Annotated in this window: 21 protein-coding genes; 10 read left to right on the top strand and 11 right to left on the bottom strand. The window is 66.9% G+C overall.

Annotated features, from left to right (window positions below):
• Positions 1 to 429: a GFA family protein gene (locus tag H7F51_RS04210; protein WP_185662992.1), complete on the bottom strand. Its 429-nt coding sequence runs from the start codon at positions 427 to 429 to the stop codon at positions 1 to 3.
• 82 nt (positions 430 to 511) lie between these two features.
• Positions 512 to 934, bottom strand: a complete 423-nt coding sequence (locus H7F51_RS04205) for a GFA family protein (protein WP_185662991.1) — start codon at positions 932 to 934, stop codon at positions 512 to 514.
• Positions 935 to 1,089: 155 nt separating this feature from the next.
• Between H7F51_RS04205 and H7F51_RS04200 the strand changes: the two genes are divergently transcribed.
• Positions 1,090 to 1,863, top strand: coding sequence for a hypothetical protein (locus H7F51_RS04200; RefSeq protein WP_185662990.1), 774 nt, complete (start codon positions 1,090 to 1,092; stop codon positions 1,861 to 1,863).
• A gap of 13 nt (positions 1,864 to 1,876) precedes the next feature.
• Here the strand turns inward: H7F51_RS04200 and parE are convergent, their stop codons facing one another.
• Positions 1,877 to 3,862 carry a DNA topoisomerase IV subunit B gene (gene parE / locus H7F51_RS04195; protein WP_185662989.1) on the bottom strand — a complete coding sequence of 662 codons (1,986 nt, stop codon included), beginning with the start codon at positions 3,860 to 3,862 and terminating at the stop codon, positions 1,877 to 1,879.
• A gap of 67 nt (positions 3,863 to 3,929) precedes the next feature.
• Positions 3,930 to 5,114, bottom strand: coding sequence for a penicillin-binding protein activator (locus tag H7F51_RS04190; RefSeq protein WP_185662988.1), 1,185 nt, complete (start codon positions 5,112 to 5,114; stop codon positions 3,930 to 3,932).
• 39 nt (positions 5,115 to 5,153) lie between these two features.
• On the opposite strand from H7F51_RS04190, the gene rsmI reads away from it, so the two are divergent.
• From rsmI to H7F51_RS04170, 4 genes are all read left to right on the top strand, one after another.
• The gene (gene rsmI, locus H7F51_RS04185; protein ID WP_185662987.1) at positions 5,154 to 5,984 is read left to right on the top strand and encodes a 16S rRNA (cytidine(1402)-2'-O)-methyltransferase; all 831 of its coding nucleotides are present in this window, start codon (positions 5,154 to 5,156) and stop codon (positions 5,982 to 5,984) included.
• Positions 5,981 to 6,346 carry a YraN family protein gene (locus H7F51_RS04180; protein ID WP_185662986.1) on the top strand — a complete coding sequence of 122 codons (366 nt, stop codon included), beginning with the start codon at positions 5,981 to 5,983 and terminating at the stop codon, positions 6,344 to 6,346. The genes rsmI and H7F51_RS04180 overlap by 4 nt, the downstream gene beginning before the upstream one ends.
• A 29-nt stretch (positions 6,347 to 6,375) precedes the next feature.
• On the top strand, positions 6,376 to 7,356 hold the full coding sequence (gene gshB / locus H7F51_RS04175; protein ID WP_185662985.1) for a glutathione synthase: 981 nt from the start codon (positions 6,376 to 6,378) through the stop codon (positions 7,354 to 7,356).
• 71 nt (positions 7,357 to 7,427) lie between these two features.
• The gene (locus H7F51_RS04170) at positions 7,428 to 8,027 is read left to right on the top strand and encodes a DedA family protein (protein ID WP_185662984.1); all 600 of its coding nucleotides are present in this window, start codon (positions 7,428 to 7,430) and stop codon (positions 8,025 to 8,027) included.
• Here H7F51_RS04170 and H7F51_RS04165 read toward each other — a convergent pair.
• The 4 genes from H7F51_RS04165 to rph are packed head-to-tail and all read right to left on the bottom strand — an operon-like array spanning position 8,024 to position 11,417.
• Complete coding sequence (locus H7F51_RS04165; protein WP_185662983.1) at positions 8,024 to 8,920, bottom strand: tyrosine-type recombinase/integrase; 897 nt, start codon at positions 8,918 to 8,920, stop codon at positions 8,024 to 8,026. The genes H7F51_RS04170 and H7F51_RS04165 overlap by 4 nt on opposite strands.
• Positions 8,917 to 10,068, bottom strand: a complete 1,152-nt coding sequence (gene hemW / locus H7F51_RS04160) for a radical SAM family heme chaperone HemW (protein ID WP_185662982.1) — start codon at positions 10,066 to 10,068, stop codon at positions 8,917 to 8,919. The genes H7F51_RS04165 and hemW overlap by 4 nt, the downstream gene beginning before the upstream one ends.
• A gap of 9 nt (positions 10,069 to 10,077) precedes the next feature.
• Positions 10,078 to 10,701 (bottom strand): RdgB/HAM1 family non-canonical purine NTP pyrophosphatase, encoded by a 624-nt coding sequence (gene rdgB / locus H7F51_RS04155; protein WP_185662981.1) that lies wholly within the window; start codon positions 10,699 to 10,701, stop codon positions 10,078 to 10,080.
• Positions 10,701 to 11,417 carry a ribonuclease PH gene (gene rph, locus H7F51_RS04150; protein ID WP_185662980.1) on the bottom strand — a complete coding sequence of 239 codons (717 nt, stop codon included), beginning with the start codon at positions 11,415 to 11,417 and terminating at the stop codon, positions 10,701 to 10,703. The genes rdgB and rph overlap by 1 nt, the downstream gene beginning before the upstream one ends.
• 86 nt (positions 11,418 to 11,503) lie before the next feature.
• Here rph and hrcA point away from each other — a divergent pair, with 86 nt between their 5' ends.
• The 3 genes from hrcA to H7F51_RS04135 all read left to right on the top strand — a co-directional run bounded on the left by hrcA (position 11,504) and on the right by H7F51_RS04135 (position 13,461).
• The gene (gene hrcA / locus H7F51_RS04145; protein ID WP_185662979.1) at positions 11,504 to 12,547 is read left to right on the top strand and encodes a heat-inducible transcriptional repressor HrcA; all 1,044 of its coding nucleotides are present in this window, start codon (positions 11,504 to 11,506) and stop codon (positions 12,545 to 12,547) included.
• A 17-nt stretch (positions 12,548 to 12,564) separates the two neighbouring features.
• Positions 12,565 to 13,119, top strand: a complete 555-nt coding sequence (grpE, locus tag H7F51_RS04140; RefSeq protein ID WP_185662978.1) for a nucleotide exchange factor GrpE — start codon at positions 12,565 to 12,567, stop codon at positions 13,117 to 13,119.
• A gap of 84 nt (positions 13,120 to 13,203) precedes the next feature.
• Entirely contained in the window at positions 13,204 to 13,461 is a 258-nt protein-coding gene (locus tag H7F51_RS04135; protein ID WP_185663275.1) for a glycine zipper domain-containing protein, read from the top strand.
• Here the strand turns inward: H7F51_RS04135 and H7F51_RS04130 are convergent.
• Both H7F51_RS04130 and H7F51_RS04125 read right to left on the bottom strand, forming a co-directional pair.
• A complete protein-coding gene (locus H7F51_RS04130) occupies positions 13,397 to 13,879 on the bottom strand; it encodes a vgr related protein (RefSeq protein WP_246447809.1) in 483 nt (160 codons plus the stop codon). The two genes, H7F51_RS04135 and H7F51_RS04130, sit on opposite strands and share 65 nt — an antisense overlap.
• A 53-nt stretch (positions 13,880 to 13,932) precedes the next feature.
• Positions 13,933 to 14,433 carry a copper chaperone PCu(A)C gene (locus H7F51_RS04125; RefSeq protein WP_185662977.1) on the bottom strand — a complete coding sequence of 167 codons (501 nt, stop codon included), beginning with the start codon at positions 14,431 to 14,433 and terminating at the stop codon, positions 13,933 to 13,935.
• 185 nt (positions 14,434 to 14,618) lie between these two features.
• Here H7F51_RS04125 and dnaK point away from each other — a divergent pair, with 185 nt between their 5' ends.
• Positions 14,619 to 16,529, top strand: coding sequence for a molecular chaperone DnaK (gene dnaK / locus H7F51_RS04120; protein WP_185662976.1), 1,911 nt, complete (start codon positions 14,619 to 14,621; stop codon positions 16,527 to 16,529).
• Positions 16,530 to 16,608: 79 nt separating this feature from the next.
• Positions 16,609 to 17,742: a molecular chaperone DnaJ gene (dnaJ, locus tag H7F51_RS04115; RefSeq protein WP_185662975.1), complete on the top strand. Its 1,134-nt coding sequence runs from the start codon at positions 16,609 to 16,611 to the stop codon at positions 17,740 to 17,742.
• Positions 17,743 to 17,766: 24 nt separating this feature from the next.
• Here dnaJ and H7F51_RS04110 read toward each other — a convergent pair whose 3' ends face one another.
• Positions 17,767 to 20,079 carry a patatin-like protein gene (locus tag H7F51_RS04110; RefSeq protein ID WP_185662974.1) on the bottom strand — a complete coding sequence of 771 codons (2,313 nt, stop codon included), beginning with the start codon at positions 20,077 to 20,079 and terminating at the stop codon, positions 17,767 to 17,769.
• Positions 20,080 to 20,115: the final 36 nt, after the last annotated feature.

Here is a 20,115-nt window from a genome sequence, read left to right as displayed (position 1 = left end):
TTAGAGGGCAGGCGGCATCACCGGGGCCGGAGGCTGCTGCGGCCACTGTTCCAGATCGGGATCGATCACCGCCCAGTCCGGCGCATCCTCGGTCCAGATCGCCATTTCCGGGCGCAGGCCGTGCGGTTCGTTCAGCATGCCGAGCCGCACCGTGCGCAGGTGCATCCGGGCCGAACTTTGCGCAAAGACCTGGGTTCCGCATTCCGGGCAGAAGTGGAAGACCAGCCGGTTGCCCGAGGCCGCCGTCCACGAAGCCGCGCCCAGTGCACCGGCGATTGCCACGGATTCGGATCGAAAGATCGCGTTATTGGTGGGCCCGCCCGCCGCGATCCGGCGACATTGCTGGCACCAGCACTGGCGGGTTCCGATCGGCTCGCCCGAGATCGCGAGGGTGACCTGGCCGCATGCGCAACGCCCTGAATATGCCATTCTTACCTCCGACGGCCCCGCTGCGGAGAATGCCGCACTGCAACGTGAAGTCAATCCGCACGTCGCACCCCGGTCATTTGGCCTATTCCACCTGCGGCGAATCCGGCCCCTTGCTGAATTTGGGCAGGTTCGGATCGAACACGGCCCAGCGCGGCGCGCTGCTCACCCAGATCGCCGAACTCGGCGGGCAAAGATCGGGATCGTCCAGCACCCCGGCGCGGATGCGGATCGGCGCCCCTTGGGGGTCGACCGTCCGGCTGAACAGCTGCGATCCGCACTGCGGGCAGAAACCGCGCTCGACCGTATTCCCGCTGTCAGCCTGCTTGATGATCGTGGTGATCTCGCCGCTCCATGTCACGGCTTCTTCCGGAAAGAGCACGTTGACCGTGGGCGAGCCGCTGGCAATGCGCTGGCAGGAACGGCACCAGCAAACCCGCGCACCCTTGGGCTCGGCGTCGATGGAGAAGTGGACCTGCCCGCAAAAGCATTGGCCGGTGTGAGTCATGGCATTGGCGCTCCTGTCTGCGATCAGGATCTTTTATGCGCGCGGAACTTTGCCGGGGAAAGGCGGCTCAACCATTTGTCCCGTTCACGCGGCGGCAAGGTTGGCCTTGGCAGGCAGGACGGGTAAGGGGCTGCAACTCAAACCTTGCACTGGCGATGGAACAGCCCTCGACCGAACCGGAACACGGCCGCTACGGCACCTCGAAACGCAACCGCCCCGTGGCGCTTGCGCTGTCGGCCATCGTCTGCGCGCTTCTTTTCGCAACCATGCTGGCCATGGGCTCGTTCGATGCCCCCGGCGGGCGCGCGGGCGGCAACTTGGTGGCGATCTCGATTTCCCAGGAAAATTCCAAGCCCAAGGCTGCCCATGCCAAGGCCCGGCAGCAGGTGGCGAATCAGGCGGTTGCCGTTGCCGAGACGCGAACCGCCGTGATCCCGCCGGCTATCGTGCCGACGAAGAATACCTACCAGTTGCCCGAAGGCTTCATCCAGCTTTCCAAGGCCGACATGGCGAAGTCGGACATCGGTTCCATGCATTCCGCCCCCTCCGGCGCGGCGGCGGGCAGCGGATCGGGTTCGGGCGACGGTTCTGCCGACGGGACCGGGCAGGGGCCGGGCGGTGCCAAGCTTTACAACGCCGAATGGTACCGCGAGCCGCGCGATGCCGAACTGGCCGGCTATATCCAGCCCGGCCACGCTCCCGGTGAATGGGCGATGATCGCCTGCCGCACGATCGACCACTACCACGTCGAGGATTGCCGCGAACTGGACGAATCTCCGCGCGGATCGGGCATGGCACGCGCCTTGCGGCAGGCGGCTTGGCAATTCCTCGTCCGCCCGCCGCGGGTTGACGGTAAGCCGATGCTCGGCACCTGGGTGCGGATCCGCTTCGATTTCACCAGGGGCAAGCGATCGAGCGACGACGGCTGACCCGCCGGCCTAGTCAGGCGTCGATCATTTCTGGATCAAGCTCGCCGGCGCGGTTCTGGATGAACATGAAACGCTGCGCCGGATCGCGGCCCATCAGCTTGTCGACCAGTTCCTTTACCGCCGCGCGGCCCTCGTATTCGGGCGGCAGGGTAATGCGGATCAGCGAGCGGGTGGCCGGGGACATGGTGGTCTCGCGCAATTGCTGCGGGTTCATTTCGCCCAGGCCCTTGAACCGGCCCACTTCCACTTTCTTGCCCTTGAACTTGGTCGCCTCCAGCTCTGCGCGGTGGGCGTCGTCCTTGGCATAGGCCGAAGTGCTGCCGCTGGTGATCCGGTACAGCGGCGGCTGGGCAAGGTAGAGGTGCCCGCGCCGGACCAGTTCGGGCATTTCCTGGAAGAAGAAGGTCATCAGCAGCGTGGCGATGTGCGCTCCGTCGACGTCGGCGTCGGTCATGATGACGATCCGGTCATACCGCAGGTTGTCCGGGTTGCAGTCCTTGCGGGTGCCGCAGCCGAGGGCGAGGCCGAGGTCGGCGATTTCCTGGTTGGCGCGGATCTTGTCGGCCGTGGCGCTGGCAACGTTGAGGATCTTGCCCCGGATCGGCAGAATCGCCTGGGTCTTGCGGTCGCGCGCCTGCTTGGCGCTGCCGCCCGCGCTGTCACCCTCGACGATGAACAGCTCGGTCTCGCCGCTGCCTTCGCCCGAACAGTCGGTCAGCTTGCCGGGGAGGCGCAGCTTGCGCGCATTGGTCGCGGTCTTGCGCTTGACCTCGCGCTCCGCCTTGCGCCTCAGCCGCTCGTCCATCCGCTCCATGACATGGCCGAGCAGGGCCTTGCCGCGCTCCAGGTTGTCGGACAGGAAATGGTCGAAATGATCGCGCACCGCGTTCTCGACCATGCGGGCCGCTTCCGGGCTGGTCAGGCGGTCCTTGGTCTGGCTCTGGAACTGGGGGTCGCGGATGAAGACCGAGAGCATGATCTCGCTGCCCGTGATCACGTCCTCGGGCGCGATGTCCTTGGCCTTCTTCTGGCCGATCAGCTCGGCAAAAGCGCGGATGCCCTTGGTCAGCGCGGCGCGCAGCCCCTGCTCGTGCGTCCCGCCATCGGGGGTCGGGATCGTGTTGCAGTACCAGCTGTACGCTCCGTCCGACCACAAGGGCCAGGCGATCGCCCACTCCACGCGGCCCTGCTGTTCGCCGGGAAAATCCTGCGAACCGCGAAAGAACTGGGTGGTCACGCATTCGCGCGTGCCCAGTTGCTCGGTCAGGTGGTCCGCCAGGCCGCCGGGAAACTGGAAGGTCGCCTCGGCCGGGACCTCGTCGCTCACCAGCGAGGGCGCGCACTTCCAGCGGATCTCGACCCCGGCAAATAGATAGGCCTTGGACCGCGCCAGCCGGAACAGCCGCAGCGGCTTGAACTTCGCATCCTCGCCAAAAATCTCGGCATCCGGCACGAAAGTAACGCAGGTCCCGCGGCGGTTCGGCGCATTGCCGATCTTTGCCAATGGCCCCGTCGGGCTTCCGCGCGAAAATTCCTGCGCGTAGACTTCCTTGTTGCGCGCCACCTCGACCCGGGTCAGCACCGAGAGCGCATTGACCACCGAAACGCCGACGCCGTGCAGGCCGCCCGAAGTCGCATAGGCCTTGCCCGAGAACTTGCCGCCCGAGTGCAGCGTGGTCAGGATCACTTCCAGCGCCGACTTGCCCGGATACTTCGGATGTTCGTCCACCGGCATGCCGCGCCCGTTGTCGGTGATGGTGAGGCGGTTTCCCTCCTCCAGCGTCACCTCGATCCGGTTGGCGTGGCCGGCCACGGCCTCGTCCATCGAATTGTCGAGCACTTCGGCCGCGAGGTGGTGCAGGGCGCGCTCGTCGATCCCGCCGATGTACATGCCGGGGCGCCGCCGGACAGGCTCGAGCCCCTCCAGCACCTCGATCGCGGAACTATCGTAAGCCTCGGCGCTGCCCGCCGGCAGCTTGTCGAACAGGTCATCGGACATATGCGCGACTATAGAAGCGCCGGAATCGCGCGCGCAAGCGGTGTGCGCCGAAATCTGCGGGTTATGCTCAGTCCTGGAACTTGGCCGCTGCCGGGCTGACCACGGTCACCCCGCCGGCGCGCACCTCGTTGACCTCGAGCGCTCGCTCGACCACGCCCTGGCCATCAAATCGGAACGGCCCGTCGAGCCCGAGAAATCCGCCCTTGTCGCCCAGCCGTCCGGTCGGGAACACCGTGCCCGGCTTCCAGTCCCGCGCCACGCGCAGCGTGAGCAGGACCGCGTCATAGCCCAGCGTGGCGATGCGGAACGGCTTGGCCCCGAAGCGCGCGTTGTAGCTTTCCGCGAACTGGCGGAAGCGGCTGTCCGCCACGGCCGAATACCAGGCCCCGGAAAGGGCGGCATTGGCTGCCACGGCCCCGTCCCCGCTCCACAGCTCGGTGCCGAGGATGCGCGGCCCCGCCGTCTTTGCGGGCCTGCCGGCGCGCAGGGCGGGGGCGGCAAGCGCCGCGATCCGCCCGCCGTCGCCGATCAGGACGGCATCGAACGTGCCCGGCTTGAGCCGCCGCGCCGCGCTCACCACCGAGGTATTGCCCCGCGCATAGTTCTCGACCGGGCCAAGCGCCCCGCCGGCCCCGCTCACCGCCGCGCGGTAGGAAGCGAGAACGTGTTCGCCATATTCGCCGTCCGGCACCAGCGCGGCAAAACGGTTCACCCCGTGGGCCCGGGCATAGCGCACGGTCCGCGCGATCGACTGGGCGGGGATCGAACCCATCACGAAGGCCCCGGGCGAGGCGACGCCGGCATCGTTGGAAAACGAGATGATCGGCACCCGGGCCGGGCGCGCCACCTGGGCCACGGCGGCCACCTCGTCGCCCAGCAGGGGGCCGAGGATCAGCTTGTTGCCATCGGCGATGGCCCGCGTCGCGGCGGCCGAAGGCCCGGTCGCCGTGTCATAGGTGGTGATGCGCAGGTTGGCGGCATTGGTGTCGAGCAGGGCCATGGTCGTCGCATTGGCGAGGCTCTGGCCCACGTTCATGTTCGGGCCGGACAGCGGCACCAGCAGGGCCACGCGGTGGCGCGCCTGATCCTCGGGCAGGGTGCTCGCTTGCGGCCGGGTCGGCGGCGGCGGGGCCTGCTCGACCGGCCCTTGCGGAATGACCTTGCAGCCTGCCAGCAGCAGGATTCCGGCAAAGGCGATGACCTTCCTGCGGGAGCTGCATATATTCAACTTCGTCAGCTCCACACCGATCATGCTTGCCGCTCCCCTCACAGTTGGTTCATGGCACGGTGGATGACCACGCCGCTTGAACCCGGGCTCTATATTGTCGCCACGCCGATTGGCAATCTGGGCGATATCACCCTACGCGCGGCGGAGGTACTCCGTTCCGTAGCTGCGATAGCCTGTGAAGATACCCGCGTCACCGGCAAGCTGCTCCATCACCTTGAAATAAAACAGCGCCTGATCCGCTATGACGATCATGCGAGCGAGGCGACGCGCGATCACCTGCTGGGCATTGCCGCCGGCGAGGCGCTGGCCCTCGTCTCCGATGCCGGAACCCCGCTGATTTCCGATCCCGGCTACAAGCTGGTGCGCGCCGCGCGCGAGCGGGGGATCGCGGTCACCAGCCTGCCGGGCGCCAGCGCCGCCACCATCGCGCTCACCCTGTCGGGCCTGCCGAGCGACCGTTTCCTGTTCGCCGGCTTCCTGCCGAACAAGGAAAAGGCCCGGCGCGATATCCTCACTGAACTGGGCGCGGTGAAGGCCACGCTGGTCTTCTACGAGACGGCGCCGCGCCTGGCCGACAGTCTCGCCGCGATTGCCGAAGTCCTGCCCGGCCGCGAGGCGAGCGTCGCGCGCGAGCTGACCAAGAAGTTCGAGGAATGCCGCACCGGCTCTCCGGCTGAGCTTATCGCCCATTATGAGGCGCACCCGCCCAAGGGCGAGATCGTTCTCCTCATCGGCCCGCCGGGCGAAACCGCGCCGGGCGAGGGGGTGGACGTCGATGCCCTGCTGCGCGCCGCGCTCGAAACCGACAAGGCCTCGCAGGCCGCCGGCAAGGTGGCCAAGGCCACCGGGCTCGACCGCAAGGCGCTCTATGCCCGCGCGCTTGAACTGAAGTGAAGCGGAGCGGGCAACAGCGCGCTGAGGCCGAGCGGCGCGGACGCCGGGGCGAGACGCTCGCGGCGTGGTATCTGCGCCTAAAGGGCTGGTCGATCCTGGCCCGCCGGATCAAGACCCCGCGCGGCGAAGTGGACCTGATCGCCCGGCGCGGCCGCACGGTCGCGTTCATCGAGGTGAAGTGGCGGGCCACGGCCGAGCAGCGCGATTTCGCCATCGATTCCCGGCGCCTCGCGCGGGTCGTCGCCGCTGCCGAAGGCTTGGCTCATCGCTATGCTCAGGGCGGCGAAGACGTGCGGATCGACGCGATCCTCCTTGCGCCGGGGCGCTGGCCGCGCCACATCGCCAACGCCTCGCTGAATTGAGGGGCTGAATTGACGGGAAGAACAATTTCATGACCCTGCGCGTCGCGGTCCAGATGGACCCGCTGGAAACGATCAACCTAGCCGGCGATTCGAGCTTCGCCCTGATGCTCGCCGCCCAGGCGCGCGGGCATGAGCTGTGGCACTACGATGTCGCCACCCTTGCTTTCGACATGGGGCGGATCACCTGTTGGGCCGCTCCCGTCACGGTCCAGCGCAAGGCCGGCGACCATTTTCAGAGGGGTGACTACCGCAAGCTCGATCTTGCCGAGGATATCGACGTGATCCTGATGCGTCAGGATCCGCCTTTCGATCTCGGCTACATCACCGCCACCCACCTGCTCGAACGGCTCGAGGGGACGACGCTGGTGGTCAACGACCCGGCCTCGGTCCGCAATGCGCCGGAAAAGGTCATGGTGCTCGATTTCGCGCGGTTCATGCCGCCCACGCTGGTTGCCCGGCGCATCGACGATGTCCGCGAATTCCAGGCGCGGATGATCGCCAAGGGCATGGGCGGCGATCTGGTGATCAAGCCGCTTCACGGCAACGGCGGCAAGGCCGTGTTCCGCATCCCGGCCGATGGCTCGAACCTTGGCGCCCTGCTGGAGATGTTCCACGCCGCATGGGTCGAGCCGTTCATGGTCCAACCCTTCCTTCCCGATGTAGCCAAGGGCGACAAGCGGATCGTGCTGGTCGACGGCGTCTATGCCGGGGCGATCAATCGCCGGCCGGGGGCAGGTGAGTTCCGCAGCAATCTCGCCGTCGGCGGCTCGGCCGAGCCGACCGAACTCACCGCGCGGGAAGAAGAAATCTGCGCCGCGCTCGGTCCCGTGCTCAAGGCCAAGGGGCTTGTTTTCGTCGGGATCGACGTCATCGGCGGCGAATGGCTGACAGAGATCAACGTCACCAGCCCGACCGGGATCGTGGCGATTGACCGGTTCAACGGCACCGACACCGGCGCGCGCATCTGGGACGCGATCGAGGAACGCCACGCCGCAATGCTGCGCGGCTGACGGAACCACTCACCGCCTCCGCTCGTCCTGAGCCTGTCGATGGACGCGCGCAAACGGCAGCCGGGTAAGCCATGAACCACTGGATCATCCACCTGATCGAACAGGGCGGCTATTGGGGCATCTTCGCCCTGATGGTACTCGAGAACGTCTTTCCGCCGATCCCGTCCGAGATCATCATGGGCGTCGGCGGGATCGCGGTCGCGCGCGGGTCGATGACTTTCTGGCCGCTGCTGCTGGTCGGCACGGTCGGCTCGACCATCGGCAATTACGTCTGGTTCCTGCTCGGTGACCGCTTCGGCTATGCCCGGCTCTTGCCGCTGGTCAGGCGCTGGGGCCGCTGGATGACGATGGAGTGGCAGGACATTGAAAAGGCCAGTGCCTTCTTCCGCAGCCATGGGCAATGGGTGGTATTCGCCCTGCGCTTCTCGCCATTCTTGCGCACGATGATCTCGCTTCCGGCAGGGCTTGCCCACATGAAGCACTGGCGCTTCCTTGTTTTCACCTTCTTCGGCGCGGCGGTGTGGAATGCGCTGCTGATCCACGGCGGGCGCTTGCTGGCGCGCTTTACCGGCGCGCAGGAGGTGCTCGGCTGGGCCATTGCGGCGCTGACCGCCGGGGTCATCGGGTGGTACCTCTGGCGCGTCGCCACCTGGAACAAGAACAGGGCCTAGTTCTCGCGCGGGTGTGCGCTGCGATAGACGTCGAGCAAGGTCGCGGCATCGACCTGGGTGTAGATCTGGGTCGAACTCAGGCTCACATGGCCGAGCAGTTCCTGCAGCGAGCGCAGGTCTGCCCCCGCGCCAAGCAGATGCGTGGCGAAGGAATGGCGCAGCGCATGAGGCGTGGCACTGGCCGGCAGGCCGAGCACGACCCGTGCCCGCGCCACAGCCTTCTGCACCAGCCCTTGCGACAGCGGCCCGCCCTTGGCCCCGCGAAACAGCGGCATGTCCTTGCCCAGCGGCCACGGACATTTGCGGGCATAGTCGGCCACGGCCTCGCGCACGAGCGGTAGCAGGGGCACGACCCTCTGCTTGGCCCCTTTGCCTGTCACGGTGATGGTCTCGCCCAGCGGCAGGGCGGCCGCGGTGAGCGAAAGCGCCTCGGAAATGCGCAGGCCCGCGCCGTAGAGCAGCAGCAGCACGGCCCGGTCGCGAGCCCCGATCCATTCCAGCGCCGCATCTTCGTGGACCATGGCGGCAAGGTTCACCGCCTCGTCCGGCGTCACCGGGCGGGGAATGCCCTTCTTGATGCGCGGCCCCCGCAGGCGCGGCGCCGCCGCCTCGCTGACCCCCGCCTGTTCGCGGGCAAAGCCAAGGAAGGCCTTGAGCGCCGAAAGCTCGCGCGCGGCCGAGACATTGCCGATCCCGTCCGCTCGCCGCCGCGCCAGTTGCGCGCGCAGGGTCGCGGCGTCCAGCCGGGCGAGGGCAGCCCAGTCTGCCGCGCCCACCTCGTCCAGCAGCCGCGCCGCCGTCGCCAGATAGGCCCGCACCGTATGGGGTGAGCGCCGCCGCGCCAGAGCCAGATGATCGCGCCAGGCCTCGAGGAGGTCGGCCCGCGCGTTCACGAGGCGACCAACTCCGCCGGCACCAGTTCGCCAAGCAGGGCATCGAGCAGTGGCATCCCGGCCTCGGTCACCCCGATGCGCGGCCCCTTGCGCCACGTCAGGCCCTGCATTTCGTAAAAGGCGAACCGGTCCGCCTCGCACAGGCTGTCCGGCGTCATGGCAAAGCGCGCGGCTAGCGCCGCAAGGTCGATCCCTTCGCCCAGCCGCAGCCCCATCAGCATGGCTTCCGAGGCCTGCTCGGCCCGGCCGAGCGCGCGTTCCTCGGCGATGCCGTGCCCGCTGCGCCCGATCGCCTCGAGCCAATTCTCTGGCTTGCGATGCCGCACCGTTGCAGCGGCGTTGCGGCGGCCATGCGCCCCCGGTCCGATCCCGGCGTAGTCCTGGTAGCGCCAGTAGGCGAGGTTGTGCCGGCTTTCCTCGCCAATGCGGGCGTGGTTGCTGATTTCGTAAGCCGGAATCCCCGCAGAATCAGTCAATTCGCGGGTCAGGGTGAACAGGTCCGCCGCCGCATCGTCGTCCAGCGGGTCGAACTGCCGCTCGCGCACCATGGTCGCGAACCGGGTCCCCGGCTCGATCGTCAGCTGGTAGAGCGAGAGATGCCCCGTCCCGAAGCCAAGCGCCCGGGAAAGCTCGCTTTCCCAATCCTTTACGGACTGCCCGGGCCTGGCATAGATCAGGTCGCAGCTGACCCGCCCGAAATGCTTCTGGGCAACGTCGAGCGCCGCAAGGCTCTCCGCAACCCCATGCAATCGCCCGAGAAAACGCAGCGCTTCATCATCCAGCGCCTGCAATCCGAGCGAAACCCGGTTGACCCCGGCATCGGCCAGCGCCGCGAACTTCGCCGCCTCCACCGATGAAGGATTTGCCTCCAGCGTAATTTCGATCCCGTCCGCGAATCCCCAGAGCCGCTCGGCCTCGGTCAGCAGGTCCGCAACCAGCGCAGGCGGCATGAGCGAGGGCGTGCCCCCGCCGAAAAACACGCTTTCCAGCGCCTCTCCGCCAGCAACTTCGGCCTCGTGGCGCAGATCGGCCAGCAAGGCATCGCGCCACAGGCCGTGGTCGACGCCGTCGCGCACATGGCTGTTGAAGTCGCAATAGGGGCACTTCTTCAGGCAGAACGGCCAGTGGATATAGAGCGCGCGGGCCATCTTTGCCTTCTACGCCTCGAACTGGTCCTTCACCAGCTTGGCAAAGGCATTGGCGCGGTGGCTGATGCGGTGCTTGTCTTCGGGTGCCATCTCCGCGAAGGTCTGGTCCATCCCGTTCGGCACGAAGATCGGGTCATAGCCGAAGCCGAGCTTGCCGCGCGGCGGCCAGGTCAGCGTGCCGTCCACCGTGCCTTCGTAGATCGCGCTGTCCCCGTCCGGCCAGGCGATCGCCAGGACCGAGACGAAGTGGCCGGAGCGATCGGCATCGGGGCCCTGTTCGCAAAGCAGTCCTTCGACCTTGCCCATGGCCATGAACCAGTCGCGCCCTTCTGGCCCTTCGAACCACTGCCGTTCGGCCCAGTCGGCGGTATAGACACCTGGCTTGCCGCCCAGCGCATCGACGCAAAGACCCGAATCGTCGGCGAGTGCCGGAAGCCCGGCGCCGTCCGCCGCCGCCCGCGCCTTGATCAGGGCGTTCTCGGTGAAGGTCGTGCCGGTTTCCTCGGGCTCGGGCAGGCCGAGGTCTCCGGCCGAGAGGCAGGTCACGCCGAACGGGGCAAGCAGGGCCTGGATTTCCCTGAGCTTGCCGGCATTGTGCGTGGCGATCACCAATTGGCCGGAGAGCTTGCCCATCAGCGGCCTGCGGACTTGGCCTGCTCGGCAAAGATCTGGTCGCAGCCGATCCGGGCGAGACGCAGCAGGCGCAGCAGGCCTTCCTCGTCATAGGTCGCGCCTTCGGCCGTGGCCTGGACTTCGGCGATCTTGCCGCCTTCGATCAGCACGAAGTTGGCATCGGCATCGGCCGCGCTGTCTTCCACATAGTCGAGGTCGAGGACCGGCGTGCCCTGGTGAATACCGCAGGACACCGCCGCCACGCGCGCGGTCAGCGGGTCTTCCTTGATCAGCCCCTGGGCCATCAGCTTGTCGATCGCGATGCGCAGCGCCACCCAGGCGCCCGAGATCGAGGCCGTGCGGGTGCCGCCATCGGCCTGGATCACGTCGCAATCGAGCGTGATCTGGCGCTCACCCAGCTTCTTCAGATCGCACACGGCGCGCAAGGACCGGCCGATCAGGCGCTGGATTTCCTGGGTCCGGCCCGACTGCTTGCCCTTGGCCGCCTCGCGGCTGCCGCGGGTGTGCGTGGCGCGGGGCAGCATCGAATATTCCGCCGTAACCCAGCCTTCGCCCTTGCCGCGCAGGAACGGGGGCACGCGCTCTTCGACCGAGGCGGTGCAGATCACCTTGGTGTCGCCGAAGCTGATCAGCACGGAACCCTCGGCATGCTTGGTGAAATGGGGTTCGAAGCTGATGGCGCGCATTTCGTCAGGCGCGCGGCCGGAAGGACGCATGGACTGTTCCTCAAGTGAATGTTCGAGCCGCGTTTGGCGCTTCGGGCTTGAGGCTGCAAGAGTGCAGACTAAATAAGGTTTCACAAATGACCGGCCCACCCATCACCGAACTGAACACCCGAGCCCGCGAGATCTTCCGTCTCGTGGTGGAGGGCTACCTCGATTCCGGCCAACCGGTGGGCTCGAAGACGCTCGCGGGCGGGGCCGGGCTCAACCTCTCGCCCGCCTCGATCCGCTCGGTCCTGCACGATCTCGAATCGCTTGGCCTGCTGGCCGCGCCGCACACCAGCGCGGGCCGGATGCCGACCGACCTTGGGTTGCGCCTGTTTGTCGATGGCATGATGCAGGCCGCCGAGCCGACGCTGGAGGAGCGCGCCGCGATCGAGCGGCGCATGGCCCGGCCCGGCCCGATCGAGGCGGCGCTGACGGCAGCCTCGGCAGTGCTGTCTGACCTTTCGGCCTGCGCGGGCGTGGTCATGGTTCCGCGCCGCGAGCCGCGCCTGCAGCAGTTGCAACTGGTCCCCCTCAGCCCCGGCAAGGCGCTTGCCGTTCTGGTGGGCGAGGACGGGGGAATCGAGAACCGCGTACTCGAACTTCCCCTCGGCACCCCGATCGGCGCCCTGCAGGAGGCTTCCAACTATCTCTCGGCCCATCTTGGCGGGCGAACCCTGGCCGAAGCCGTCCGCGCCATCGCCGCTGAGATCGCGGATGGGCGCACCGCGCTTGATACCGCGAGCCGCGACCTCGTGGAGCGCGGCCTTGCGGTGTGGAGCGAGGACAGCGACCACCGCCCCGTGCTGATCGTGCGCGGGCAGGCCAACCTGCTTGATGAAACCGCCATCGGCGATCTCGAACGGGTCCGCTCGCTGATTGACGATCTGGAAAACAAGCAGTCCGTCGCCTCTCTGCTCGATGCCGCGCGCGAGGCTGACGCCACCCGCATCTTCATCGGCGCGGAGAACCGGCTGTTCGCCCTTTCCGGCTCGTCGGTCATCGCCTCGCCTTACCGTGATCGGGAAGGACGCGTGGTCGGCGTGGTGGGGGTAATCGGCCCGACTCGCTTGAATTATGCGCGGCTGGTCCCCATGGTGGATTTCACCGCCCAGAGTTTGGGCAAGCTCATCGGATAAGCGGAAACAAGCTGAAAATGACTGAAGATACCAAGCCGCAGGTCGACCCGGCGGTGGCCGAGGAATTGAAGGGCGTTCCCGAGGAACTGCTCGAAAAGGACGCTGACGAGGCCGCGCGCCTGCGTGAAGAGCTGGCAGCGGCGCAGCAGGAAGTGCTTTACGCCAAGGCCGAGACGCAGAACGTGCGCCGCCGCCTGGAAAAGGACGTGGCCGACACGCGCGCCTATGCGGCGACCTCGTTTGCCCGCGACATCCTTTCGGTGGCCGACAATCTGGCCCGCGCACTGGGCTCGATTCCGGCCGACCTGCGCGAGGACGAGAAGTTCAAGAATCTCGTTGCCGGGATCGAGGCCACGGGCCGCGAGATCGACAAGGTCTTCGCCAGCCACGGCATCACCCGCATTGCTGCGCTCGGCCTGCCGCTCGATCCCAACCAGCACCAGGCCATGATCGAGCTGCCCTCTGCCGACGCCGAACCGGGCACCGTGCTGCAGGAACTGCAGGCCGGCTACATGATCAAGGACCGCCTGCTGCGCCCGGCCATGGTGGCTGTCGCCAAGAAGCCGGACTGAGCGTCCTTCTAGCCGATCTGCGGGAACCCGTTCGGGCTCCGATCCATTTTTCCAGCAAGGAATAAATTGATCGGAGTAACCGAAATGTTGGCAAGATTTCTTGTCCCGCTGGCGGCGGCCGGCGCCTTGGCGCTGGGCGGCTGCGCAAGCAACTACGCTGGAGAGGGCGCCCTTGCCGGCGCGGCTGGCGGCGCCGTGATCGGCGCGGCTACCGGCGGCGATGTCGTCAAGGGTGCGGCGATCGGTGCTGCCGCTGGCGGCGCGGTCGGCGCGCTGATCAAGAAGAACGGCCGCTGCTATCGCACCGATCGGTATGGCTACGAATACGAGGTGGCGTGCTGATCGAGAGCAGCAACCGTTCGAGTTCGTCACGAGCGAGATCGTTCGCTAATGGTAGGCCCATCCGGGCCAGCCAGCCGTGGCGGACGATCTCGGCCTGTTGCTCGATGCCGTAGCGCTCGAACGCCTTTCCCGGCTCCAGCACATAGTCGTAGCGGCAGAACGGATGGCGCATCAGCGGCAGCCACAATCTTCCGCGTTGCTGGCTTTGCCAGACGTGGGTCAGTTCGTGCACGAACAGGCCCGTCAGTGACACGCCTTCCTGCGAGAAATCATCCGAATATCGCGATCCGGCCGGGTGGAAATGAAGGTGCCCGCAAGGCGCCATGACCGTTTCGCGCGGCTGGAAGGCGAACCACTTGCGCCGCCGCACCCTGACCGGATCGGGGTCGAGCGCGGGGCCGAACACCGCGCGGGCCAAGTCTCGCTCGCCCGGCGTGAGAGGGCGTTCTCCGCCCGGGGGCAAGGTAGGGGTCAGGCCCCGCCACCCGGCGCTTCGATGGTGAGCGGTGCGGAAAGCTTGTCACCATCGGCGAAAATGAGCGTTATCTCGATCGTGCCGCCCGGCTTGAGCCCGGCGGGCAGGTCGGACACCATCACGTGCTTGCCGCCGGGGGCGAAGACCAGTGTCTCGCCCGGCTTCACCTCGTCCTGCTTCATCTCGCCCATGGTCGAATGACCGCTCGTCTCCATCGTCTGGTGCATCATGGCCATGCCCGCGCCGGCGACGTCGACCGCCGCAAGGGTCACGGCCTTGTCCGAACCGTTGGTCAGCGAGAAGTAGGCCGCGGCCGGGTTGCCGGAGACAGCGGGCAGGATCAGCCGTCCTCCGCCGAGCGACAGGCCCGGTTTCGCTTCGGGCGCGGATTCGCTCGTCTGCACCGTCTCGGGCGCGGCCCCGTTCTGCCGGCAGGCCGCCAAAGGCAGGGCGAGGGCGGCCAGGCCAAAGGCCAGCGGGCGGGAAAAGCGGTTCATCCGGTTGCCTTTCGGGACAGGGCGAGAAAACGAGGGAAATCGCCCGGGAACTAGTTTGCCCGCGCCCTTGTGCCAAGAAAAACCGCTCCTATATCGCCCCCGTCAACGAGCCGCACGAGTACGCCTTGCCGGGCACCGGGGGGCTGGCTGCGGTGTCAACCTTGCGACGTGAGGAATGGGGTATAATGGGTAAAGTCATCGGTATCGACCTCGGCACTACCAACAGCTGCGTGGCCGTGATGGACGGCGGCAAGCCGAAGGTCATCGAGAATTCTGAAGGCGCGCGCACGACGCCCTCGATCGTTGCCTTCACCAAAGATGGTGAACGCCTGATCGGGCAGCCGGCCAAGCGCCAGGCCGTCACCAACGGCGACAACACGATTTTCGCGGTCAAGCGCCTGATCGGCCGCCGCTACGACGATCCGGTCACCCAGAAGGACACCGAGCTGGTTCCCTATCACATCGTGAAGGGCAAGAACGGCGATGCCTGGGTCCAGGCCGGCGGGCAGGACTACAGCCCCTCGCAGATCAGCGCCTTCACGCTCCAGAAGATGAAGGAAACCGCCGAGAGCTATCTGGGCGAAACCGTGACCCAGGCGGTCATCACCGTCCCGGCCTACTTCAACGACGCCCAGCGCCAGGCGACCAAGGACGCCGGCCAGATCGCCGGCCTCGAAGTGCTGCGCATCATCAACGAGCCGACCGCGGCCGCTCTCGCCTATGGGCTTGAGAAGAACGACGGCAAGACCATCGCGGTCTACGACCTTGGCGGCGGCACCTTCGACGTCTCGATCCTCGAGATCGGCGATGGCGTGTTCGAGGTGAAGTCGACCAACGGCGACACCTTCCTCGGCGGTGAGGACTTCGACTCGAAGCTGGTCGAATACCTGGCCGACCAGTTCAAGAAGAAGGAAGGCCTCGACCTCAAGACCGACAAGCTGGCCCTGCAGCGGCTCAAGGAAGCCGCCGAAAAGGCCAAGATCGAGCTGTCGAGCGCGCAGACCACCGAGATCAACCTGCCGTTCATCACCGCCCGCATGGAAGGCGGCGCCACCACGCCGCTTCACCTCGTGGAAACGATCACCCGCGCCGACCTTGAAAAGATGGTCGCGGAATTGATCAAGCGGACGATGGAACCCTGCCGCAAGGCGCTCGCCGATGCCGGGCTCAAGGCCTCGGAGATCGACGATGTCGTGCTGGTCGGCGGCATGACCCGCATGCCCAAGGTGCGCGAGGCCGTGAAGGAATTCTTCGGCAAGGACCCGCACACCGGCGTGAACCCGGATGAAGTCGTCGCCATGGGCGCGGCGATCCAGGCCGGCGTGCTGCAGGGCGACGTCAAGGACGTGCTGCTGCTCGACGTCACCCCGCTGTCGCTGGGGATCGAGACGCTGGGCGGGATCATGACCAAGATGATCGACCGCAACACCACGATCCCGACCAAGAAGAGCCAGATCTACTCGACCGCCGAGGATAACCAGCAGGCGGTGACGATCCGGGTATTCCAGGGCGAGCGCGAGATGGCGCAGGACAACAAGCTCCTCGGCCAGTTCGACCTGCTCGGCATTCCGCCGGCCCGCCGCGGCGTGCCGCAGATCGAGGTGACCTTCGACATTGACGCCAACGGCATCGTCAACGTCTCGGCCAAGGACAAGGGCACCGGCAAGGAGCAGCAGATCCGCATCCAGGCCTCGGGCGGTCTCAGCGACGCGGACATCGACCAGATGGTCCGCGATGCCGAGAAGTTCGCGGCCGAGGACAAGTCTCGCCGCGAGGCGGCCGAGGCCCGCAACAATGCGGACAGCCTCGTCCACGCGACCGAGCGCCAGCTGGAAGAGAACGGCGACAAGGTCGATCCGGCTCTTAAGGCCGAGATCGAGGAGGCGATCGCCGAAGCCAAGGTTGCCATCGAAAGCGGCGATGCCGCGGCGATGACCGCCAAGACTCAGGCCTTGACCGAAAAGGCCATGAAGATGGGCCAGGCGATCTACGAGAAGGAGCAGGCTGCCCAGGCCTCGCCGGGTGCGGAAGCGCCGAAGGGCGATGACGACGTGGTCGACGCCGAGTTCTCGGAAGTCGACGACAAGAACTCGTGATCCGGGGCTGATGCTGCGATGAAACCGATCCGCCGCCCGTGTTCGCATGGGCGGCGGGACGGGTTAGGGACGGGGCGATATGTCGGCCGAGATTGACTATTACGAACTGCTGGAAGTCGAGCGGACGGCTGACGACGCCACGCTCAAGACCGCCTATCGCAAGCTTGCGATGAAGTTTCACCCGGACAAGAATCCGGGCTGCGGCGAATCCGAAAACCGCTTCAAGGCGATCAACGAGGCCTACGATTGCCTCAAGGACCCTCAGAAGCGCGCGGCCTATGATCAATATGGCCATGCCGCGTTCCGCCAGGGCGGCCCCGGCGGCAATGGTGGATTCCATGGCGGCGAGGGCTTCTCCGACATCGGCGACATCTTCGAGACGATCTTCGGCAATGCCTTCGGCGGCGGCGGTCGCCAGCAAGCCCGGCGCGGCGCTGACCTGCGCTACGATCTCGAAATCTCGCTCGACGATGCCTATCACGGCAAGGACGTGGAGATCGAGATCGAGGTCTCGCGCCCGTGTGAACCGTGTAGCGGCTCGGGCGCCCAGCCCGGCACCGGCACACGCCGCTGCGGCATGTGCGGCGGGCATGGCAAGGTCCGCGCCCAGCAGGGTTTCTTCATGGTCGAGCGCACCTGCCCGACCTGTCACGGCCGCGGCGAGGTGATCGAAAGTCCCTGCCGTTCGTGCCGGGGCGAAGGCCGGGTCGACCAGCCGCAAAAGCTTGAGGTCAACGTACCGCCGGGCGTCGATACCGGTACGCGCATCCGGCTTTCCGGCAAGGGCGAGGCGGGACCGTTCGGCGCGCCTCCGGGCGACCTCTACATCTTCGTCCACGTCAAGCGCCATTCCATGTTCGAGCGGGACGGGACCACCTTGATGACCAAGGTGCCGATCAGCTTCACCACGGCGGCGCTGGGCGGCGAGATCGCCATTCCTGGCCTCGATGGCGCGCGCCACGCGATCGTAATTCCGGCGGGCATCCAGTCGGGCAAGCAATTGCGCCAGCGCGGCGCGGGCATGCCGGTGTTGCAGGGGCGCGGCAAGGGTGACCTTGTCATCGAAATCATGGTCGAGACCCCGACCAAGCTGACCGGGCGGCAGAAGGAATTGCTGCGCGAACTGCAGGAAACCGAAACCGGTGAGGAATGCCCTCAGTCGCGCGGGTTCTTCGACCGCCTCAAGAACGCATGGGAAGGCCTTACGGAGTAATCCGCGGCGGTTTTCCGTCCGGCCTCAGGCCGGCATTTTCCGGAGCACCTCGTCGCGCAGCGCGCCGACGAGGCCCGGATCTGCCTGAAGCCGGTCCTCTTCCTCGTCCAGGATCGCGAGAAATGCCTCGCGCTTGAAGCGCTGAATCTCGTTCGGATCGAGCAGCGAACCGGGCGGCAGGGCCGTGGCGATCAGGTCGACCATTCGCTCGGCCCCATGGAGCCGCCCCCACAGGTAGTCATTTTCCCGGTAGGCCCGGCTGAAGAAGGCGCCGAAGTTGTAGAACTCCACCCCGCGCAGCGTGGCATGGGTTCCGCCGGTGCGGATCGCGTTGCAGTCGTCGGGTGAGATCCGGTCGACCTTCACCGGGTCGAACTCGGTCAGCCCTTCGCCGCGCAGCAAGGGCAGGGTTATCGCGTCGAACCATGGAAACCCGAGATAGGTCAGCAGCACCCGACGCTTGAGCGGAGCGGGCATCTCGGCAAGGGCCGAGGCAAGGATCGCATCGACCACCAGATCGGTCGCCGGCAATTGCCGGCGCTGCGCAATATGGGCGAGCACGGCGGCCGGATCATCGAAGGCGCGGCTGGCCACTGCGGCGAAATCCTCGCCGAGGCCGCGCAGCGGCTCCAGTTCGAAATAGAGCGACATGGCGCGGTAAACCGCCTCTCGCGCGGCGTGTCGTTGCTCCTCGCTGACCTCGGGATCGTCCTCCCAGTCCTGGGTCAGTCCGCGCGCCAGCAAGCGCAGGCGGCGAATGCGGAAGGGCAGGTCGTGCGCGCGGAAAAAGGCGATCAGCCGTTCCTCCTGGCTCAGCCCGTCGTTCTCCGTGCCGTCGCGGATGGCCCCCAGAAACAGGTGAACCAGCGCATCGTGCGAAGCGAGCGTCAGTTCCGGCGCCGCCTGCTGGACCATGCCGGCAAGGCCGTCGACCAGCCCGGCCAGTTTGACCTCCTCATAGCCGCGCCAGGCCAGCCCCGATTCCCTGTGCACCAGTTTGTGCGCCTTGTGCCGCCACTGGGCCAGCCGGCGCGGCGTGGGCCGGTCAAGGAACAGGGTGCGGCCGAGGTGCTTGTCGATTGCTTCCTCGACCTCGGGACGCAGTGCCGCGACGATCCCGCGCAGCCGGGTCATTTCGCGCGACTGGTGGGCAAGGTCGTCAAGGTTGTCGCGGATCGGCTGCTCGCGCGGGATCGATGAGAGCGAGCCGAAAATGACCGAGAACCAGCCGGGCAGGCGCGGGTCGTCGCGCCGCAGTCCGCCGATCCGGTCCGGTTTGGGGTCGATGTAGACGAAACGCCGGTCCACCTCGCGCTGGGCGGGGCGGTCGCGCAGCACGGCCATGGCATCCGCGAAGGGTGCGTTGACCAGCACCGAACCGTCGATCAGCGAAACCCCCTCGGCCTCGCCGCGATAGGCGTGCTCGGGCATGATCCGCTCGAGGAATTCCCGGCGCCCGGCCCAGATGCGGCCGCGCTCGACGCCGAGCATGTCGATCTCGTGCAATTGCAGCGGCGGGAAAGCCCCGGGGAAGCTCGCCGTGGCTCGCGCGGCGAAGACGAGTTCCAGTGGGTCGGCCAGGTCAACGCCGGCATGGCCCGGGGTCTGCGACCGGAACCCGATGGAGAGGCGATGTTCGCTTTCCTCGACAAGGTGCGGCGAATGGAGCCGCAGTGTCTCGATATGCCCCTTGAAGTCGGTAGCCGTCACGAACAGGTCGATCGGGTGCCCTGCCGGCAGCAGCGGCTCGCCTTGCACGCCGCCGCCCATCGCATCGAGCGCGTCGGCCAGCAGGTGAGAGAATCCGAGCCCGCCGAAGGGCGGCTCGAACCAGCGCGAACGGATCAGCCGAGACAGCTTCGTCCGCACCTCGGCCCGTGTCTCGGGGGCCACGCTCTGCGAGATCACGTTGCCCGGCCGGGTCAGCACGTACCAAACCAGCGGTGCGGCCCAGAACTTGGCGAAGCGAGACCACGGCCGCGCCGACGGGTCGAGCAGCACGTCGACATCGGCCCGTTCGAGCCAGAGCTTGGTCAGCGGTTCGATCGAACGCCCGGAATGGATCGCCTGGGCAAGGAACACGCCGTTGATCCCTCCCGCGCTGGCCCCGGCGATGATGTCGGTCAGCACGCGCAGCCTTAGCCCGTGGCGCTCCTGCACATGTTCGAGCAGCCGTCGGTAGACCCCCTGGCAATCGCTCGGGACCGGTTCGCCGGCGTGGAACGAGCGGCTGGCGCAGCACAGCTTCCACAATTCCTTGGTTACGCCATGCATATAGACCGCAAGACTGATGCCGCCGTAGCAGACTAGCGCGATCCGCAATTCCTTCTGCCGCATGAGCAGGGTGTGGACCGATAATCGTGAGAAGGCAAT

It is taken from the genome of Novosphingobium flavum (assembly GCF_014230315.1).
GTDB classification, from domain to species: Bacteria; Pseudomonadota; Alphaproteobacteria; order Sphingomonadales; family Sphingomonadaceae; genus Novosphingobium; species Novosphingobium flavum.
This window is presented reverse-complemented; position numbering and strand designations above follow the sequence as displayed.

Excerpts from the sequence above, each read along its gene's own strand:
- H7F51_RS04210 (WP_185662992.1), bottom strand. The coding sequence starts at position 429 with ATGGCATATTCAGGGCGTTGCGCATGCGGCCAGGTCACCCTCGCGATC.
- H7F51_RS04205 (WP_185662991.1), bottom strand. The coding sequence starts at position 934 with ATGACTCACACCGGCCAATGCTTTTGCGGGCAGGTCCACTTCTCCATC.
- H7F51_RS04200 (WP_185662990.1), top strand. The coding sequence starts at position 1,090 with ATGGAACAGCCCTCGACCGAACCGGAACACGGCCGCTACGGCACCTCG.
- parE (WP_185662989.1), bottom strand. The coding sequence starts at position 3,862 with ATGTCCGATGACCTGTTCGACAAGCTGCCGGCGGGCAGCGCCGAGGCT.
- H7F51_RS04190 (WP_185662988.1), bottom strand. The coding sequence starts at position 5,114 with ATGATCGGTGTGGAGCTGACGAAGTTGAATATATGCAGCTCCCGCAGG.
- rsmI (WP_185662987.1), top strand. The coding sequence starts at position 5,154 with ATGACCACGCCGCTTGAACCCGGGCTCTATATTGTCGCCACGCCGATT.
- gshB (WP_185662985.1), top strand. The coding sequence starts at position 6,376 with ATGACCCTGCGCGTCGCGGTCCAGATGGACCCGCTGGAAACGATCAAC.
- H7F51_RS04170 (WP_185662984.1), top strand. The coding sequence starts at position 7,428 with ATGAACCACTGGATCATCCACCTGATCGAACAGGGCGGCTATTGGGGC.
- hemW (WP_185662982.1), bottom strand. The coding sequence starts at position 10,068 with ATGGCCCGCGCGCTCTATATCCACTGGCCGTTCTGCCTGAAGAAGTGC.
- rdgB (WP_185662981.1), bottom strand. The coding sequence starts at position 10,701 with ATGGGCAAGCTCTCCGGCCAATTGGTGATCGCCACGCACAATGCCGGC.
- rph (WP_185662980.1), bottom strand. The coding sequence starts at position 11,417 with ATGCGTCCTTCCGGCCGCGCGCCTGACGAAATGCGCGCCATCAGCTTC.
- hrcA (WP_185662979.1), top strand. The coding sequence starts at position 11,504 with ATGACCGGCCCACCCATCACCGAACTGAACACCCGAGCCCGCGAGATC.
- grpE (WP_185662978.1), top strand. The coding sequence starts at position 12,565 with ATGACTGAAGATACCAAGCCGCAGGTCGACCCGGCGGTGGCCGAGGAA.
- H7F51_RS04135 (WP_185663275.1), top strand. The coding sequence starts at position 13,204 with ATGTTGGCAAGATTTCTTGTCCCGCTGGCGGCGGCCGGCGCCTTGGCG.
- H7F51_RS04125 (WP_185662977.1), bottom strand. The coding sequence starts at position 14,433 with ATGAACCGCTTTTCCCGCCCGCTGGCCTTTGGCCTGGCCGCCCTCGCC.
- dnaK (WP_185662976.1), top strand. The coding sequence starts at position 14,619 with ATGGGTAAAGTCATCGGTATCGACCTCGGCACTACCAACAGCTGCGTG.
- dnaJ (WP_185662975.1), top strand. The coding sequence starts at position 16,609 with ATGTCGGCCGAGATTGACTATTACGAACTGCTGGAAGTCGAGCGGACG.
- H7F51_RS04110 (WP_185662974.1), bottom strand. The coding sequence starts at position 20,079 with ATGCGGCAGAAGGAATTGCGGATCGCGCTAGTCTGCTACGGCGGCATC.